The organism is Mucilaginibacter sp. P1_A3 (assembly GCF_056406855.1).
Genome location: NZ_JBFTZJ010000008.1, coordinates 194415 through 214305, shown reverse-complemented (window position 1 = coordinate 214305; position 19891 = coordinate 194415). Strand labels below are relative to the sequence as shown.

Annotated in this window: 14 protein-coding genes; 7 read left to right on the top strand and 7 right to left on the bottom strand. The window is 43.4% G+C overall.

Annotated features, from left to right (window positions below):
- Positions 1–15 precede the first annotated feature (15 nt).
- From tkt to AC1D0K_RS18440, 3 genes are all read right to left on the bottom strand, one after another.
- Entirely contained in the window at positions 16–2019 is a 2004-nt protein-coding gene (tkt, locus tag AC1D0K_RS18450; protein WP_477390647.1) for a transketolase, read from the bottom strand.
- A 20-nt stretch (positions 2020–2039) separates the two neighbouring features.
- A complete protein-coding gene (locus AC1D0K_RS18445) occupies positions 2040–2795 on the bottom strand; it encodes an ROK family protein (RefSeq protein ID WP_477390645.1) in 756 nt (251 codons plus the stop codon).
- A gap of 294 nt (positions 2796–3089) precedes the next feature.
- Positions 3090–5471 carry an alpha-L-rhamnosidase-related protein gene (locus tag AC1D0K_RS18440; RefSeq protein ID WP_477443640.1) on the bottom strand — a complete coding sequence of 794 codons (2382 nt, stop codon included), beginning with the start codon at positions 5469–5471 and terminating at the stop codon, positions 3090–3092.
- Positions 5472–5618: 147 nt separating this feature from the next.
- On the opposite strand from AC1D0K_RS18440, the gene AC1D0K_RS18435 reads away from it, so the two are divergent.
- Together AC1D0K_RS18435 and AC1D0K_RS18430 are read left to right on the top strand one after the other, a co-directional pair.
- Positions 5619–8027: a DUF2339 domain-containing protein gene (locus AC1D0K_RS18435; RefSeq protein WP_477390641.1), complete on the top strand. Its 2409-nt coding sequence runs from the start codon at positions 5619–5621 to the stop codon at positions 8025–8027.
- Positions 7999–9231 carry a DUF3999 family protein gene (locus AC1D0K_RS18430; protein ID WP_477390639.1) on the top strand — a complete coding sequence of 411 codons (1233 nt, stop codon included), beginning with the start codon at positions 7999–8001 and terminating at the stop codon, positions 9229–9231. The genes AC1D0K_RS18435 and AC1D0K_RS18430 overlap by 29 nt, the downstream gene beginning before the upstream one ends.
- Before the next feature lie 189 nt (positions 9232–9420).
- Here AC1D0K_RS18430 and AC1D0K_RS18425 read toward each other — a convergent pair whose 3' ends face one another.
- Both AC1D0K_RS18425 and AC1D0K_RS18420 read right to left on the bottom strand, forming a co-directional pair.
- On the bottom strand, positions 9421–10350 hold the full coding sequence (locus AC1D0K_RS18425; protein ID WP_477390637.1) for a TIGR01777 family oxidoreductase: 930 nt from the start codon (positions 10348–10350) through the stop codon (positions 9421–9423).
- 4 nt (positions 10351–10354) lie between these two features.
- Positions 10355–11173 (bottom strand): thiol-disulfide oxidoreductase DCC family protein, encoded by an 819-nt coding sequence (locus AC1D0K_RS18420; RefSeq protein ID WP_477390635.1) that lies wholly within the window; start codon positions 11171–11173, stop codon positions 10355–10357.
- Between the two features lie 166 nt (positions 11174–11339).
- Between AC1D0K_RS18420 and AC1D0K_RS18415 the strand changes: the two genes are divergently transcribed.
- The 5 genes from AC1D0K_RS18415 to AC1D0K_RS18395 all read left to right on the top strand — a co-directional run bounded on the left by AC1D0K_RS18415 (position 11340) and on the right by AC1D0K_RS18395 (position 15963).
- Positions 11340–11945 (top strand): hypothetical protein, encoded by a 606-nt coding sequence (locus tag AC1D0K_RS18415; RefSeq protein ID WP_477390633.1) that lies wholly within the window; start codon positions 11340–11342, stop codon positions 11943–11945.
- Positions 11942–12241, top strand: a complete 300-nt coding sequence (locus AC1D0K_RS18410) for a winged helix-turn-helix domain-containing protein (RefSeq protein ID WP_477390631.1) — start codon at positions 11942–11944, stop codon at positions 12239–12241. Before AC1D0K_RS18415 ends, AC1D0K_RS18410 begins: the two co-directional genes overlap by 4 nt.
- A gap of 335 nt (positions 12242–12576) precedes the next feature.
- Positions 12577–13977 carry an RtcB family protein gene (locus AC1D0K_RS18405; RefSeq protein WP_477390629.1) on the top strand — a complete coding sequence of 467 codons (1401 nt, stop codon included), beginning with the start codon at positions 12577–12579 and terminating at the stop codon, positions 13975–13977.
- 7 nt (positions 13978–13984) lie between these two features.
- Positions 13985–14599 (top strand): peptide chain release factor H, encoded by a 615-nt coding sequence (prfH, locus tag AC1D0K_RS18400; protein WP_477390627.1) that lies wholly within the window; start codon positions 13985–13987, stop codon positions 14597–14599.
- A gap of 83 nt (positions 14600–14682) precedes the next feature.
- A complete protein-coding gene (locus AC1D0K_RS18395) occupies positions 14683–15963 on the top strand; it encodes an outer membrane beta-barrel protein (RefSeq protein WP_477390625.1) in 1281 nt (426 codons plus the stop codon).
- Here the strand turns inward: AC1D0K_RS18395 and AC1D0K_RS18390 are convergent, their stop codons facing one another.
- Complete coding sequence (locus AC1D0K_RS18390; RefSeq protein WP_477441515.1) at positions 15964–17508, bottom strand: carboxylesterase/lipase family protein; 1545 nt, start codon at positions 17506–17508, stop codon at positions 15964–15966.
- A 37-nt stretch (positions 17509–17545) separates the two neighbouring features.
- Entirely contained in the window at positions 17546–19882 is a 2337-nt protein-coding gene (locus AC1D0K_RS18385) for a glycoside hydrolase family 3 protein (protein ID WP_477390621.1), read from the bottom strand.
- Positions 19883–19891 lie beyond the last annotated feature (9 nt).

Here is a 19891-nt window from a genome sequence, read left to right as displayed (position 1 = left end):
CTACTTGATACTAACCTATAATAACGCTTTTGCTTTGTTAACTACATTATCCACTGTAAAGCCAAAAAACTTATACAGGTCTTCTGCCGGGGCAGATTCGCCAAAGGTGGTCATGCCTAACATATCGCCTTCGTCTGTAGTGTATTTATGCCAGCCCATTGGAGATGCCATTTCAACAGCCAAACGTTTTCTGTTTGCTTTAGGGAATACTTTCTCTTTGTAAGCGGCATCCTGTTTCTCAAACAACTCCCATGATGGCATACTTACCACGCGGGTTGAAATTCCATCAGCCTCTAATTTAGCCTGGGCATCCATAATCAATGCAACTTCAGATCCTGTTGCCATTAATATCAAATCAGGGTTCTTGCTTGCTTCTGATAGTATGTAAGCGCCTTTTTCCAAATCAGATGCTTTACCGTATTTATCCTGATCAAGGATAGGTAAGCCCTGGCGGGTAAACACCAATACAACCGGGCCACCTTTGTGCTCAAGTGCAACGCGCCATGCATGCGCGGTTTCGTTGGCATCAGCCGGGCGGATAACCGTAATATTAGGGATTGAGCGTAATGACGCCAATTGTTCAATAGGCTGGTGGGTTGTACCATCCTCGCCTAAACCAATACTATCATGGGTGTAAACAAATATGGGGCTTATCTTCATGATGGCCGCTAAACGGATAGGAGGGCGCATGTATTCAGAGAACATTAAAAAGGTAGCACCAAAAGGAATAACTCCCTTTGTTAACGCCATACCATTCATTGCCGAACCCATGGCATGCTCACGGATACCAAAGTGGAAGTTACGGCCAGCCCTGTTCTCGGAGGTGAAAGAATCAAATTCCTTCAAATTAGTTTCTGTTGACGGCGAAAGATCTGCCGCGCCACCTATCAGGTTTGGCAGGCTTGCCGCAACAGCGTTCAATACCTTACCAGATGCCTGGCGGGTAGCCATTTTAGGATCAGAGCCTTTAAATACAGGCAATTTATCTTTCCAGCCGGCTGGCAATTCGCCACTGCTGGCTAATTCGTATTCTGCAGCTAATTCAGGGAATTTAACTTTATAATCTGCAAATAGTTTATTCCATTTTTCTTCGCTACCGGCACCTTTCGCGCCTTTTGCATGATAGTATTCCAATACCTCATCTGGTACGTTGAATGATTTATCAGGATCAAAGCCGAAGAATTTTTTAACCAGCTTAATTTCATCAGGGCCAAGCGGCGAACCGTGAGATCCTGCTGTACCTGATTTATTTGGGCTGCCATAAGCGATCAACGACCGTACGCGGATTAATGATGGTTTTTGTGTTTCGGCCCTGGCGTTAATTAAAGCAAGCTCCAAAGCGTGAGTATCGTTCACATCGGCTACTTCCTGTACCTGCCAGCCGTATGAGCGGAAACGGGCGCTTACATCTTCGTTAAATGCAATATCTGTACTGCCTTCAATTGAGATATGGTTATCATCATACAGGTAAATTAAGTTACCCAATTGTAAATGACCAGCTAATGAAGCCGCTTCAGACGTAACGCCTTCCATCATATCACCATCGCTGGTAATTGCGTAAATATTATAATTGAAAAGTTCGAAGCCTGGCTTGTTATAACGTGCTGCCAAATGTTTCTGTGCAATGGCAAAACCTACACCATTTGCAAAACCCTGACCCAAAGGACCTGTAGTAACATCAATACCAGGAGCCAAACCGTACTCCGGGTGACCGGCGGTTTTGCTGTGCAACTGGCGGAATTGCTTCATATCATCTAAACTCAAATCATAGCCTGTTAAATACAAAAAGCTGTATTGCAGGATACAAGCGTGCCCGGCCGAAAGGATGAACCTGTCGCGGTTTGCCCAATCAGGGTTTTTAGGATTGTAATTTAAAAACTTCGACCATAAAACGTGGCCCATAGGAGCAAGCGCCATCGCTGTACCAGGGTGACCCGAGTTTGCCTTTTGAACTGCATCTGCCGATAAGATCCTTACGGTATCTATTGCTAATTTTTCTATGTCCTGTGTGTTTTCCATTGTATTGTGGGTATTGTATATTACTCTGTTGGTGTTGATATTACGCGTTTGGTTTTGCTTTCTTCATCATCGATCCATAACCTTGCACCGCCCTTGATGCCATCGGCGTTGGTTACTATCTTCATGTTTTTATCAAGCTTAAAAGTAAGCAGATCAGAGTTGCCGCCTCCAATGTATAAAGTATCGTAATTAAATACTGTTTTTAATATTTCAAAAACTTTCTGCATCCGCTTGTTCCATCTTTCTTTGCCATATTTTTCCAATGCCTTTTCACCTATATATTGATCATAGGTTTTATCGGTTTTAACGGGCAGGTGGGCCAGCTCAAAGTGAGGTAACAAGTGACCATTCATTAATAAGGCGGTACCAAAACCAGTGCCCAGTGTAACTACCATCTCCAGGCCCTTGCCGTTTACTACGCCCAGGCCCTGCATATCTGCATCATTTACTACCTGGGTTGGCTTACCTAATGCATCACTTATTTTTTTGGTAAGGTCAACATCGGCCCATAGTTTGGTATTTAGATTAGGGGCTGTTTTTATAACGCCATTTTTTACATAGCCGGGGAAACCAACCGAAATTTTATCGTAGGCCGGGAAGTTCTTCACCAATGTTTTTATGGCCTTGATCAAATTATCAGGACTTGCCGGGGCCGGGGTCGGGACCTTATCATAATCCATTTTCAGCTCACCCTTTTTATTTAAGATAGTGGCTTTAATGTGTGAGCCACCGATATCGATTGAAAGAATTTTTACCTGTGATGTAGTTTTTTTCATAAATATTGATTTTAGCGAGCTGGCAAACCTGCGGCTGAGCAGGGTGGTTTAATAATTGTAGCGCGTAAATATCACATTTTTAATAATATCAGATTGTTAAATATTCAATTAGCGCAAGTGTAACTAATACAATAAGCAATCAACATTACAGGGGTAAAGTTAGTGTTGCTTTTTACTTTTCAAACAGAAAACCAAAGTTTTTTTACTCAAAAATGGCAAAAATGATACAAAATGTGCTTTTTGTTAGGATTTTCCCGATAAAATATGATTTACACCATGCTTTTTAAGTTGTTTTTATACAATTACCTTGTTTTTACCTGAATTAATCGTATAATTTTGGCCTTTCCATATAAAAACTCCAGATGTGCCTTGGGGCAGGGTAATCTCTATATTCCATTTACCCTTTTCAAGCTTATATTTTACCGTTACTTTTCCATTTGGATGCGGTATTTCTCCGCCGATATTTTTAAGCTCGCCCAAATGCGGCTCTATTTTTATTTTGCTAAAACCGGGCGCGTAGCTATCTATCCCTAAAATGGTACGGTAAAATTCAATGTTTGGGCTGGCTCCCCAAGCGTGGCAGTCTGATCGGTTATGCTCAAGGTCAGAGATCTCGGCCCAGGTAGTGAGCCCCATTTTGATGTTCTTGCGCCATATATCCAGCCATTTTAAATAATCATTACCGAAGCCGCCCTTTATTAAAGCCTGGTGCAGGTAATATTTAAAGTAGATGGTGCACTGGGTAAGCGAACTATCGGCCATGAGCTTTTTACTCAACGCTGTTTCATCGTCACCGGATACCATTCCCGTTAACACGGCCAGCGAATTGGTGTGCTGCGAAAACAGCTGCTGATCCTCAGTATCTGAATATAGTTGCTTATCGGCTATCCAATACTTTTTTTGGATGGTCGCTTTTAGCTGGGCCGCTTTTTTGGCATACATATCAGCAAAAAAAAGCACACCCATTTTGGCTTCCATTGCTGCTGCCTGCTGGTATGCCCACATCAACTGCAGATCTAACAGGGCCGAGCTTCCGTTGGCACTTTTGGGGGCCATGCCAAAATCCCATCCTTTACTGTTCACCCAATCGGCAAATGTCCAATAGGGGGTATCCTTTAGTGAGCCATCGGCCTGTTGGTATTTTCCAAAAAATGCCAGCACATCCTGCACACCCTGCAATTTATCTTTAACAAAAGCGCTATCGGGCCGGTACATCCAGTAATCATGCAGCATACCTATATACCATAAAGAAAATGTTGAAATAATTTGAGGCGAGAACGACGGATGCCGGCTCAGGGTTAAACCCTCGGCCACACGCGAGTGATCCATCTGGTTAATGGCATTGCGCACCAGGCGGTCGTCGCCACTGTTGTAAAACGATACAAGGGCTTGTATCCTGCTATCGCCCACATATTGCAATTGCTCATAGTAGGGGCAATCTGTATAAGTTTCACCGGCGCAAAGGCGGGCCGTTCGCCAGCCAATTTCAAGCATCTTTTGCATTTCGGGCGTACCCTGTAGTTTGGCATTTAATTCAAAAGGGTAACCGGTGAATGTGCCGTAGATATCATCAATAACCAAAGGCTCATCCCCGGTTTTAATTTTTAGCTGTATGTAACGGTAGGTACGCCAGGTAAGGCTATTGAATGATTGATTGGCTGAGCCGTTTGAAACAATACTATCCCTGCGGCCCGAGAATATTTTCCCCTCCACATCATCCCGATTACTTTTTACCAGCCCCTGCGGGCCTTTCAAATTGGTGAACAGGGCTTCAGCATAACTCAAACCGATACCCGCGTTTTTGCCCTTGCTAAAGTTAAGTGATATAAAAGCATTGGTTAAAAAAGTTTGATCAAGCAATAGGGTAACGGTTGTATTGGCCGGGATGGTTAGCGCCGTCTTTGCTACCGGGAAAGTTTGCGGAACTTTTATACCCTCGGCCTTACGCAATACGGCAATGCGCTGGGTTTTTAATTCCATTGGCGGTATAGATGATGGCACCAGCATCCAGCCGAAAGCGTTTACCGTTCCCTTGGGGTTACCGTTATCAATCTTAACCGCATTTTTCCAGCTGCTGTCATCAAAATTAACGGCGTTCCAGTTATCGATGCTCAAATTCATATCTACCCGCTCGCCCGGTCCGGCTACATAGTAGGTGCCGTAACCCACACCCACAATGGGCTTATAGGCTTTATCGCGGATACATTTCCAGCTTTTATCCGTATTGATCAAAGCTTCGGCTTCCGTATCGCCCTGCATAATAAAGCCTGTTTGGATGGAGATCTGTGCTTCGGGGCGGTAGTCACCATCGTTCCAAACCACGGCGGATATGTTGTTGTTGCCTGCTTTAAGGTAGGGGGCAAGGTCAACAGTTTCGTAATTCCAGTAATAGGTATCGCCGCGGGCGGGCCCTAATGACACCAGCGTTTGGTTAACATATAGTTTATACCGGTTATCGGCAGATACATGAATGATGAACGAATTGGGCTTGTCTTTTAAATCGATATTCTTTCTGAAATAATAAACACCATAATCTTTTGTCGACTCTGTGGGTACTGTAACCCAAAACGCCTTCCATGGCCCTTTTAAAAGTTTTGGATAGGGAGACTGGGCATAGCTAATAAATGCCGCTGATATAAATACGATCAACAGCATGAGCTTTAAAATTGCTTTCATTAAAAAGATGGGTTTATTATTGGTTAAAACGGCTTATCCGCTAAATTACAATTAAAGTTAAAATGATGTGGCTTGCCCCCATAATTATTAATAAATGCTTATTATTTCATAAATCCGCTATCTTTAGTTTTTGCTAAACCTAATGTTATGGATGTTTTTACCGTATTTCTGTGTTTGCTGATTGTTGTATTAGTAATAAACAACAAAGGCAGCGTTAACCGTCATATTGAAGCACTGGAACTCCAGATATTGGAGTTAAAGCGCATGATAGAACATTTAAGGGTATCGCGACCAACAGAGGAAGCGCCCAAACGCGAGGAGGCACCCAAGCCTGTTATAAAAGAAATTCCGCAGGTAAAACCACCGGCAGAGCACGTTTCCCCGCCGCGGCCACCAGCCCCGCCGGAGGTAAAGCCACAGCCAGAAATTTTTAAACACATTGAAGTTGAAAAACAGCCCGAAGTTATTGGCGATAGTTTATCAACCATTCGCCGCCCGGTTAAAACCACAGATATTTATCCCCCAAAAGCAAAAGAGCCGTCGCCGTCGTTTTTTGAAAGCCACCCGGATCTGGAAAAATTCATTGGCGAAAACCTCATCAATAAAATCGGTATCGCTATACTGGTGCTTGCCATAGGTTATTTTGTAAAATTCGCTATTGATAGCGGCTGGGTTGGCCCGGCTGGTCGGGTTGGTATTGGTATTGCCTGCGGTGCTATATTAATAGGTATTGCTCACTGGCTGCGTAACAGCTATAAAGCCTTCAGCTCGGTATTGGCAGGTGGCGGTTTAGCGGTCTTTTATTTCACCATAACGCTGGCCTTTCACCAGTTTAACCTGTTTAGCCAAACCACATCGTTCATTATCCTTATTGTAATTACCATTTTCGCGGTGCTGCTTTCCCTGTTGTATGACAGGCAGGAGCTGGCGGTTATCGCTTTGGTGGGTGGCTTTGCAAGTCCGTTTATGGTAAGTACAGGCAAGGCCAATTACGACGCGTTATTTATTTACCTGCTGATACTGAACACCGGCCTTTTAATAATTGCCTATTACAAAGCATGGCGCATACTTAATATTGTATCCTTCGGGTTTACCGTAATTGTATTTGCAGGGGTACTATATACGCTCTCCGCGCCAACCTATCATTATGGCTTTATTTACGCCAGCATATTTTATGTGCTTTACTTTGCCATTAATGTGGCCAATAATGTAAAAGAGAACAAAAAGTTCATCAGTTCCGATTTCAGCATATTGCTTATTAATACTTCCCTGTATTTTGCCGCGGGTTTATACCTGCTTACCATGATGCATGCCGAAGCGTTCCGCGGTTTATTTTGTGTGAGCCTGGCAGTGGTGAACCTCGTATTATCATATATCCTGTTCCGCAACCGCAAGGTGGATACCAATATTTTGTACCTGCTTATAGGTATTACCCTAACCTTTATTTCGCTGGCCGCACCTATCCAGCTGCATGGAAATAGCATTACGCTTTTCTGGGCTACTGAAACTGTGTTGCTCTACTGGCTGTACCTGCGTTCTTCCATTAAGCTCATGAAGCTTACCTCACTTATATTATGGGTGGCCATGCTGCTGAGTTTATTTATGGATTGGTACCAGTTGTATACCAATCATACTATTACTTTAACCATTATTGCCAACAAGGGCTTTATTACCACCTTTGTTGCGGCTATAAGCTCATCCCTGCTTTCGGTATTGGTAGGGCGGGATGAATCAAAAGAAGTTTATGGCCTGGGTACCAATAAGCAGCTGTTTAGTATAGCCGGCCTGGCGCTGTTATTTTTGAGCGGATTGTTTGAGATCAATCACCAGTTTTTAAACCGCTATCCGGATACTACTTTAAATATTCTATACATGATGCTGTATACCCCGGCATTTGTGTATGGCTATTACCTGGTATCAATAAAAGCACCGGCCCTAAAGTTCAATCACTACATCCGCATGGGTATACTACTCATCTGTATCACGGTTTACCTTACCTTCATGCCCGATTTTTTTGAACTGCTAACGGGTATGCTCAGCACCAACAAGCCGCCATCCAATCATTTTGCAGCCCATTGGCTAAGCGCCGCCTTCATTGCATTGTTGTTTTACCGCACCATCCGGCTATGTCAAACCTCGCTTGATGATGGTATGAAAGCCCTGTTCACCTGGATATTGAGCGCGGGCATCGTCACCTTTTTAAGTTTAGAGGTATGCCTGCTCAGCAACATTTTGTTTTACGGCAAATTGCATTCTATTGAACGGATAGAAACCGTTTATATCAAAACCGGCTTGCCTATTTTGTGGGGACTACTATCCTTCGCGCTGATGTGGCTGGGGATGCACTATAAAATGCGCACCATGCGTATTGTATCATTAAGCCTGTTCTCGCTTACCTTATTAAAATTATTTTTGTTTGATATTGTTGATATCCCGCAGGCAGGTAAAATAGCGGCCTTCTTTTGCCTGGGTGTTTTACTGCTTATTATATCGTTCATGTACCAAAAGGTTAAAAAAATTATTGTTGATGATGAAGCTAAGAACAAGGAAGCGTAACATAGCATTAACCGCTCTTTTTTGCGGGTTGATGCTCTCGGCATCGGCACAAAAGAATTTTAAATATAGAGCAGGCTTGCAAAAGGTGGATACTACCGGCTTTTACCGCATTAGCCTGCAACCCGCTTTTGTGGCGAAAGCCATGCCGGACAAGGCCGACATCAGGATTGCTGATGCCAAAGGCAATTTTATACCTTATATAGAAGCCGGTAGTTTGCCGCAAAAAGATCAGAAAAGCTTTGTTGTTTTTAGTACGATAGATGCCCGCCTCCCAACAGATACCGGGACCACCTATACCGTTGAAAACAAAACCGGCCTACCGCTCGACCGCCTTTGGATAAGGCTACAGAATACAGCTGTACAGCGTAAAGTAAACCTTATGGGCAGCGATGACCTTAAACAGTGGTTTGCCATACAGGAGGAGATCCCCTTGCAGGAAGCGGTGCAGAACAGCGAGGGTACCTATATGCAATCGCTGTCGTTCCCAGCCAGCAGCTATCGTTATTTGAAAATTTTGGTTGATGATAAAAGGAAAACACCCATTAAGTTTTTACAGGCAGGGATCTATGCAGAATATGCCAAAACACTGGCTTACTCTCCCATACCCGGTCTTCAGTTTACCCGTGCCGATAGTAACAAAACTACTTTTATCGCCATTAAGTTAAATGATAATTACCAGGTAAATAAGCTGCATTTAAACATCACATCGCCCAAATACTTTAAACGCAATATTACCATTTACCAGGTAACCGGCGATTATAAAGAAGCCGTAATTGAAGCTGAACTAAACTCCGCCAAAAACAACGACCTGCTATTTTCTGCAAAGGCTAAAGAATTATTATTGCAGATTGGCAATGGCGACAACCAGCCTTTAACCATCAGCGGCATCAACGCCTACCAGGCTGATGAGTACGTTATCAGTTACCTGGATAATAAACAGGATTACCACCTGCTCGCCGGCGATTCAACCGCCCAGGCCCCCGAGTACGATCTGAAATTTTTTGCTGATAGTATCAAGGATAATATCCCAACCATAGCCCATGAGGCGGTTATTAAAAACAATTTGCCCCCGGCCGAAAAACCCAAAGCAGGCAAGGATTATACACTGTTTATATGGATAGCCATTGTGGTATCGCTGGGTTTGTTGCTGTTCCTCACTTTAAAAATGACGAAAGAAGTGGGTAAGAAAACGGAGGATAGATAAATGAATGGATTAAAAGATTTTTAAAGGTTTGTCATCCTGAGGTACGAAGGATCTATTCGCAGACTGTACAGGGCGAAAAAGCATGGCGAATAACAGATCCTTCACTATCGTTCAGGATGACAAAAGTTTTTTTAACCAGTACGTGAACATATCCTTCGCTATTACTCAGGATAACAACAAAAAAGCCTTTCACCCCTTTATACTCAAAATGTCACGTATCGCATACTCTGCCTTTGGGTACTCAAATGCAAAACCGGCATCCAGTAAGCGTTGCGGTTTTACCCAGCGGCTTTTCAATATTAGTTCCGGTTCGGTACCAATAACCAGGGCGCCAATTTCCAGTAGCCATTGTGGTGCAGGCAAGCCGAAGGGCATGCCGTAAGCTTTACGGATGATGCGCATAAAATCTGCATTCTTTTCTCCCTCCGGAGCGGTACAATTATAGATGCCCTCCATATCGGGATGATCTAATAAATATTGGGTACTGCGGGCCACGTCATGCTCATGTACCCAGGCCAGGTATTGCCTGCCATCGCCCTGTTTACCACCCATGCCCATTTTTACCAGGTTAAGCAGGCGCGGAAAAACACTATCGCTGCGGCCGAGCACAATGCCCATGCGCAGGGCAATTTTGCGGGTGTGCGGAGTTTCGCTTTTATAAAATGCGTTTTCCCATTGGTTACAAACATCAATACTGAACCCATAGCCTATTTCGCCGGTTGCCTCATCCTGCGGATGATCTTCGGCATGGCGGTATATGGTGGCAGATGTAACGTTGATCCAAAGCTTTGGCGGGTCGGTCATTTTATGGATCACATCTCCCAATAATTTGGTAGGCACAACCCTTGATGCAATGATAGCGGCTTTGTTCTTTTTAGTATAGCGGCAGTTTACGTTTTTGCCACATAAGTTAATGAGCATATCGGCATGGGTGAGCTGTACTGTCCATCCGTTTGCGGTTTTGCCATCCCAAACCACCGTGCGGATGTTATCAATAGCAGGAGCCTGTTTGCGGGCAAGAATGATCACCTCATCGGCGAGGTCTTTATAATACGTTGCCAGCACGGTACCCAGGTAACCGTTACCCCCGGCGAGCACAATTTTTTTATATGGTTTCATGATTTCAGTTTAAGATCAACACTAATAAAACAATGCGGTAGCTTACCCAGGTAATGGTCATTGCCCAACCCAGCCCAAGCAGCTTTGTTCTGCGGATATGCTCCAGGAACATCAGCCCGGCAACGCCCATAAAGCACAAGGTATAAACAAACGGGACTAATGTAAACCAATGGCTTATGGCCAAGGGAATGAGCAGCAATAAACTACCTGCAAAAGAGATGGTCATCATATTACCAAGATAGGTCCAGATTTTTTCCCTTGCGTAGGTGCTAATCACCAAAGCCTGGAAAATTATTTGCCCGCCGCAGATGATGTATTCCCGGTAGGCATTACCCAAAGGAACCATTCCTACTAATAATTGGGCATACCTGGTTAATATAAACCCGGTGCAAAACCAGGTAAACAATAGGAATGCTATGCGATAGTGCACCTTAAAAGTGGGCTGATAAGCAAAAGCGGCATCTTCCTTTGTTGGCGGAATGATCACCCGCCTGTTGTAAGAGATGAAAGCGTAAACCTTGCTCATGAACCAAACAAAAGGTTTGAAAGCGAATAGGGGAGTAAACAGCGGCCAGGCATTACCCAGGATTTTAAAAAGGCTTTTGATGCCGTAGGTAACTTCACCGCTTTTCATATCCAGCAACGCTATTTCATTAACAGCGCGCTGGCGATCATAAACAGGGCAGATATTTTGGGGTATGGTTTGGTAAGCTTCGCGACCGTTATTATCCAGCATGCCGGTTTTAACAAAGGCATTGGTATACATACTGCACATGGGGCATTCCGCATCAAAAAGTACCACATGATTTTTAAGCGTTTTCATTTGTATATGAGTTTGTTGTTGTGTTACTACAAGACAAATATACAGTTTATTTTAAACTTTCAATAAATACTGAAAATATAATTACCATTTGTTGTGATTAAAAACTTTCCCCGCCATTTTGCTATTATAAAATATATACATAACTTTGAAAAACAAAGTGCTTTTAATGAAAGATCAAGACATTCATGCAGAACTCAGTTCCATCCGCAACCTGATGGAACGCTCAGCCAAATTTATTTCACTTAGTGGCCTTTCGGGAGTAATGGCCGGCATTTACGCCATTATAGGAGCAGGTATCGGCTATGAAATACTTACCAATGAAAGCAATGGCATTTTACGCAAAGATATCGATGTAATTACTCAATTAGTTATTGTAGCTTTTGCCGTATTAGTTTTATCCATAGGTACCTGCATCTGGCTATCTGCCAGGAACGCCAAAAAGAACGGGCAGCCATTTTGGAATACGGGCAGCAAGCGCTTACTCATCAATATGGCTATCCCGCTCATCGGCGGTGGCCTGTTCACTTTTATATTGATCTACCGCGGGTATTATGGCATCGTTGCCCCGGCCACCCTTATTTTTTATGGACTGGCGCTGGTTGCAGGCAGCCATTACACTTATTCGGGGGTAAAAGGATTGGGGATACTGGAGATTTTATTAGGTTTGCTGTGTGCATTAATGCCGGGCTATGGTTTAATATTCTGGACTGTCGGTTTTGGTTTGCTCCACATTATCTATGGTACCATAATGCATTTTAAATTCAATAAGTGAAGATCTCGTTAGAACAATTTGATAAAGCCTTTGAAAACCGAATTCGCCTGCAAATCATGAGCGTACTGGTTGCCAATGAAAGCTATGATTTTAATTCGCTTAAAGATCTGCTTGATGTAACAGATGGCAATCTGGCATCTCATTTAAAAGCATTGGAAAAGGAAGAATATATCCAGGTGCAAAAAAGCTTTATAGGCCGCAAACCAAATACCAAATACCTCGCTTCTGAGCAAGGCCGCGCCGCTTTCAAGCTTCATTTAAAAGCCCTTGAAAACTTAATAAAACAGCAGAAATAGGCGGTTTCTAAATCAAATCTTGTTTCTTTTAAAAAATTTCCCATCTTTGTACCAGTTCCATAATTGTTAACCCTTTAATTATTAGGAATCATGACACAGAGTATCTCCAACACATCCCTTTAGTTCAACTGCCTTTTTAAGGCGGACAAGCTTTCTATTGTTTTTTTGAAACTGTTTGAGTCGATCGTTTGATCGGATCACAACCTTGTTCGTTCCTGAGTTTTTCCTGGCCTGCTTTGAACTATCCCACAAAGGGTATATCCGCACCGCGGATGAATTGAAAACCACAACAGATCAAAGAAAAGATTAAGACGTAAAGTCCGATAGGCACCCAAATGGGCAATTTAACAACAAAAGAATTAGATAAAATGGGCTACATCGGTGACAGGCTGAAAAGCATAGCCATCAACACCATAGCCAAATACTATAAGCATCACGATAAAGCTGAGGTCATCGCATTATTAACGGATGTGCGGAATAATCCGGCAACATATATAAGCAACACTAACCTGCAGAAAATAGCTGGGGCATTTATAAAGGCTGTTCCCGCGCCGGATGGAAATACATTTAAGCTAATGGGAGAACCCACACCGCTAAAAATTTATGGTGTGGATGAAATTGAGGCAGCGGCCAAAAAACAAATACAACTTGCCTTATCATTACCCATAAGCATCCAGGGTGCTTTAATGCCCGATCCGCATAGCGGCTATGGTCTGCCTATTGGTGGTGTACTGGCTACCCGCAATGCGGTAATACCTTACGGTGTAGGAATGGATATTGGCTGCAGCATGGCTTTAACCATTATTGATGCAGATGAAAAATTCATTAAACGATATGAACATCAAATAAAACAGTCGTTAGGCAAATGGACGCATTTTGGCATGGAGGGGGAGCTAACTGTACCGCAAGATCATGAGGTACTGGAAAGTCCCTTGTTTGGCGAAACTCATCTGCTTAAAAAACTGCACGGAAAAGCAGTGCAGCAATTAGGTACATCGGGAGGGGGCAACCATTTTGTGGAATTTGGAACGATAGAACTGATGGAACATAACGCAACGGGCTTACCGGCTAAAACTTACCTGGCTTTATTGTCGCACTCGGGCAGTCGTGGCCTGGGCGCTAATATCGCACGCTATTATACCCAGGTAGCGATGAATACCTGCATGCTACCCCGCGAAGCGCAACCTTTGGCCTGGCTCGATCTGGACAGTGAAGCAGGGCAGGAGTATTGGCTCAGCATGACCCTCGCCGGCGACTATGCCAAAGCCTGCCATGATCGCATCCATAGCAATTTACTGAAGGCATTGGGATTAAAACCATTGATTAAGATAAAGAACCACCACAATTTTGCCTGGAAAGAAAAGCTTGCAGATGGTACCGAAGCAATCATTCACCGCAAGGGGGCCACTCCCGCGTATGTTGGCGAATTAGGCATTATTCCGGGAAGCATGGCAACACCTGCTTATTTGGTAATGGGCAAAGGTAGTGCTGATGCATTAAACTCCGCATCGCATGGTGCAGGGCGAGCTATGAGCAGGCAGGATGCAAAGGTAAGCACCACCAAATCGGCCATGAAGAAAATGCTGGCTGATGCCGGAGTAACCCTGATTGATGGCGGTATTGAGGAAAATCCTTTAGCCTATAAGGATATTGAAATGGTAATGAAAGCCCAGGCACAACTGGTTGAAATACAAGGTAAATTTTGGCCCCGTATTGTACGTATGAATAAAGAATAAAAGAAAAATGAAAAAACTAATTATACAAATAACAGCGGGCACAGGCCCGCTGGAATGTTGCCTGGTAGTTGCCAAAGTACAGGAACTGATGTTGAAACAGGCAATCCCGGCAGGTATCACCCTAAATCTTATCGATAACAAAAAAGGCGAACTGGATGGCACACTGCTATCATCAACTTTGCTATTGCAGGGCGATGACCTGGATGCTTTTATCAAAGAGTGGAACGGTACCATACAATGGATAGCGCAAAGCCCTTACCGTAAATTCCACAAGCGTAAAAATTGGTTTATTGGCGTCGGTGTTTTTGCTGTTGCCGAAAAGGTTGCCTTTAATCCCAATGATGTAAGATTTGAAACCATGCGCGCATCTGGCCCGGGAGGGCAAAATGTGAATAAGGTAGAAACCGCGGTGCGTGGCACACATATCCCAACCGGCATCCAGGTACTGGCAATGGATAGCCGGTCGCAGTTGCAAAACAAAAAACTTTGTATGGAAAGACTGGAGGCAAAGTTGACGGCCTTGCAAGCAGAAAAACAAATTGCACAACTTGAAAGTCAATGGATAGCGCATCATTTGTTAGAGCGTGGCAATGCGGTAAAAACAATCAGAGGCAGCCTATAACCATTATTAAATATTTCATATATAAATTTAATAATAATGTATTTTCGCCAGCTTAGTATTAACACAAACTTATCACCTTATTAATGAAGTATTTTTACCTTTTTTCAATCCTGTTTATCCTTTTTGCTACTGGCTCAATAGCTCAATCCAATTACAAACCCGGCTTTGTAATTACCACCAAAGGCGAAACTTTAAATGGGTATATTAACTATAAAGAATGGAATTACAATCCCGGTAACGTTAGCTTTAAAAAAACACTTAACGATAAAGCGCAGTCATTTGGCCCATTAGATATAAGCTATTTTGAGATAGCAGGTTTTGAAGCTTATAAAGCCGCCCATGTTTCTGTTAGCATGGGTAAAACCGATATGCAAACTATGAAAGATGAAATTGATACCGCTTCAGTTATTAAAGATGTTTTTTTAAAGAGGATAAAACAGGGAGGTAACGTATCACTGTTTTCATACGCAGACCAGGTAAAAACGCGCTACTATATTAATGATAATAAAAGTACCGAAAGCTCGCGAGAGTTGATTTATCAGGCTTATTTTGATGCCAAGACCTTAACCACAAAATCAAAAAATCTATATAATTTACAGCTAATTACACTTGCTAAAAAATACAGACCCGAGAACTTTGAGGTACAGGATCGCATTGTACAAACTAAATACAAGGAGAAAGATCTCCTGCGCGTAATTGCCGAAATAAACAATGAAGATCCTGATAAGAAAGAGAGTTTATTAAATACAAAACCTACTTTAAGGATATTTGCCGGTCTTGGTATTAACAGGAGTAACCTTAACTACGCTGTACGTCCGCAAGCTGGGACTACCCGAAGTAGTAAAACATCCTATTTACCTAAAATAAGCATTGGTATAGATGCACCATTTAATCCAAATGTTGGGCGCTTGGTTTTCAGAACAGAACTTAGTTTTACTGCGGCAAAAGGCGAGATCACCGTTGTTGACCCATCCCCAACGGCCGTTAGCACCAAGGTTTTAAAGCTTGATCAACAAACCGTTTCTTTAAAGCCAGAACTCATTTATAATTTTTATAATGCCGATAATTTTAAGTTTTACCTGGGTGCGGGTATAAACATCAATTATTCGCATTACCCCGCAAGCAGTAATAAAACTACGGTGAAGAATGATGTACCTTCCTTAAGCTATACCGCAGAAGATAAATATCAATCGGCCACTAACTTCTGGTTCCAGTTTGCCCCAAAAGCAGGCATCAATATTGGCCGCAAATGGGATATCAATGTTAACTACTTTTCACCGGCCAACCTGCCAGATATCAGCCAGGTCCCGGAGATCCGGATAAAGGGTTTTGATTTTGGCATCAGTTACTATTGGGGTAAGTAATTATTTAGCACCCATTTGATTAACCATGAAATCCAAAGCCGCTTTATCTGGCAATGATTGAGCCGCCGGCTTTTCGCCTAATATCATCACCTGGTTATCGCTGGTATTATAAGCCGGCCAAACAGGCAATCCTTTTCCATTGGGATTGCCTGTTTTAGCAAAATTTGCCCAATAAGTTGAAATCGTTGTTGCCAGTCCCTGATCAACAGGTTCCCAGGGGCGATTCAGAAATTTAAGGTTATCATAGGCATAAGCAACTTCGCCGGTGTGGAACGCCCCGTATTTCACAAAGTCGGCTGTAGCGGGCAGGCGACGGGTAAAGCGGTAAACATAAACTTTCGCTTTACCTTTGGCACTTTGCACGTTGGCCCAGGTATAATTTTGGATGCCAAAAATCTGATCGCGGTTGATGTTGATCTGTGATCTTTCTGCTTCCGCATCTGTCCCGGCGGGGAAGTAGTTCAAAAAAGCAAGTGCTTTATCGCCATATTGACCGGCTACTTCTTTTTTATAATCCTCGGCGTTTTTAAGTTTACCAACAAAGGCGTCATCCTCGTTCCACCCTGTTAACAGGGGCACACGGTTTTCTTTATTATCTGCAAAAATTTGAGCTATTGCAGCCGGCAAAACATAGCCATCAACAATTGGCCTACTCTGCGATTTATTAACCAACTCAGCCGCAGGTTTGCTTCGCATTTCAGCGATGGAATTAGCTCCCAATGTTTTGGCGACCTTAACACCATCATCTTCTGCTTTTTGCAATGTAGTGCCGCCAAACGGTCCTGTTATAAAACTCGCGCCACTTTCGGCAATAGCCTTTTGGAACAAGCCCTTCCCCAAAGGCGATGCCACCAAACAATTCACACTCATTGATCCTGCAGATTGCCCCGCTATGGTAACATTGTCGGGGTCGCCGCCAAAGCTCTTTATATTTTGTTTTACCCATTTCAGGGCTGCCAGCTGATCCATCAGGCCATAATTACCGGATGCGTTATGGCCCGATTCTTTAGTTAATTCCGGGTGTGCGTAGAAACCAAAGATTCCAACCCGGTAATTGATCACTACAAAAACAACTCCTTTTTTGGCCGTTGCCTCGCCATCATAAATGGGTACCGCCGCCCCGCCAGATCCAAAACCTCCGCCATATATATACACCAGTACCGCTTTTTTTTCTGCAGATGATTTGCCATTAGTCCATACATTCAGGTACAGGCAATCTTCGCTGATAGGTTCGTAAGGAATCAAAAATTCGCGGGTATAAACACCAAACTCATCGGGTTTACCCTGCATCGGGCTGGCCGAAAATGCAGTACATTTTTTAACGCCTTCCCAGGGCTTCACCGGCTGTGGCTCTTTCCATCGCAAATCGCCAACAGGAGGTGCAGCAAAAGGGATTCCTTTAAATATATGAACGTCGCCATCCGCAGTTACACTGCCCGATAACTTACCGGCGTTAGTTTTTACCACGTCTAGGCTATTCCGTTGCGCATACAAGGACGAACAAGGAATAAATATCGATAAAATCAATAGAGAGTAAATTTTCATATAGATAATATTTATACTGTGCTATAACGTATTAAAATTACGGCTTTATATTTGTTTTATACTTAGCAGTACGGGCATCATTTATGATACCTTTCCAGTTTAACCCATAGCCAAAATCATAAACATGGCCCTGGTCATCACTATAGCATTTCATATCATGTGGCACATCTTCAAATTGCTGCTCTACAGTTTTCATATCAGCAGGCATTTGCATTGGCAATAATGCCGATGGTTCATTTTTACCGGTAAGGATATCCAAAGTTGCCTGCCCCTGTACACCAAAATCAACTACAATAGCATTCGCGTTTTTCTCAAACTCCGAAAACACCATCGGGTTGGCCATGTTTACCGAAACAATAACCGGCTTGCCTTTCATTTTTAAATAGGTGTCATTAACCATTCCAAGATCGGTAATATTTATGGCTGTTGATGATTTGCCTTTATAAGTACGGTTGGTAAATTTTTCCAGCGGATCGCCCCCGGCAATACTTGTAGCACGTGCGTCATTAGCGGAGTACTCGCCATATTGCAAACTGATTGGTACATAACCCGTACCGCCGTTTTTGGCATCCTTGCTATTGTATCCACCACCACTGTTGGGGCTATTGATGAACACAAATGCATAATCAGCCTCATCGGGGTTTTCGGTAACATTAAAATATTTTTTTACAGTTTCCATATTCACCGGGTATTCCAGCTTCTCGGGTGTTTCCATTCCTAAAAAGTTACGCCCGGCTGGCGTGAATTTTTTTGGTACATAAACCGTTTTGCCCTTTTGTAAGGGCAATATATTACCCTTGTTCTTCAGCATCACAATTGATTTTAGCTGAGCCTCGTATCCCGCATTCATAAATTCCGGGTTGCCTACTATGTTTTTAGAAGCTTCGGTATCCAGGTAGGGGTTTTCAAATAACCCGGTCCTCAATATATTACGCAGCAAACGCACGGCCGATAGCTCAAAGCGGGTGCGCATAAAAGCCTCTCCATGTTCCTTTACGCCCATCTGGTAAGCAGCTATAACTGGCGCTACCTCGTTATTTCCGCCGAACTGATCAACACCTGCCATCAAAATTTTATAGTGCCTTTGCGCCACAGACAGCCCCTCAACGCCCCATGATTTTCCCGACAGAAAAACATCAACCGCGGTTTCATCACCGGTAACCAGCCAGTCGGTACAAACTACGCCATCAAACTTGTATTTTTTGCGCAGCAGATCATTGATGATATAGGAGTTGTAATTATTGGCAACATTCTCCTTGTTTTTGGTATCCTGGTTAAATGATATGGTATAATAAGGCATAACCGAAGCAGCCATTCCTGTTTTTCCATTCAACTTAAAAGCACCTTCGGTAAAAGGGATTAAATGCTGCTTAAAGTTATTACCCGGGTATACTGCATACTTGCCATAACCATAATGGGCATCCCTGCCGCCTTCGCCTGCACCACCTCCCGGCCAGTGCTTTACCATGGCATTTACACTGCCATAACCCCAGCCGCCATTAATTTCTTTGTCGCCCGTGGAGGTCTGGAAACCATCAATATACCCGCGAGCCATATCGGCAGATAATTGCGGATCTTCACCAAAAGTACCACTTACACGGGCCCAGCGGGGCTCGGTAGCGATATCAACCTGTGGTGACAGGGCTGTAGCAATGCCCAGGGCTCGATATTCCAATGCGGCTATATGGCCAAAGTTTTCTACAATTTTTGGGTCAAATGTTGCCGCGAAACCTAAGGAACCTGGCCACATGGAAATGGCGCCTCCGGCGCCTGCATTATACTCGGCAGTAGCAACAGTACCATGTCGCGGATCTGAACTGTTATTGTTTGGGATACCTAAACCCAGGCCCTCCACAAAAGCTTGCGCTTTATTGTTCCATTGCGCGCCAATCTCCGGGCTTTGTACCGATGTGATCAAAACATGCCTTACATTATCTTTAGCTAAAAACTCTTTCTGCTGATCGGAAAGATCATAGGGATTAGCGCCGCTTTCTGCAAATTTCTTTCCACCATAGGTACCTGCAAAGGGCCCCGCTGGAGCGGCAGGAATAGGCTGATGCTTGCTATATAGCATTAAACCCGCTATTTGATCAACACTCATTTTTGACGCCAGATCTTTTGCCCTTGCATCAACCGGCAAACGCCAATCTTCATATTTATCCAGCTTACCATTCTTGTTCAGATCCTTAAAAGCCAGGCCATCAACAGTTAATATTTTAACACCAGATGTAGTTGCATAACCCAATTGCTGTCCCCCTGCATTACTCACAAAAACAATATCTCCTGCTTTTTTTTCAGTCCATTTGGTTTGAGCCATAGCAGCGGTTGCGGGCAGCAGCGATAGCAGCGCAATAAATTTTAGTTGATTAGCCATGAAAATTGT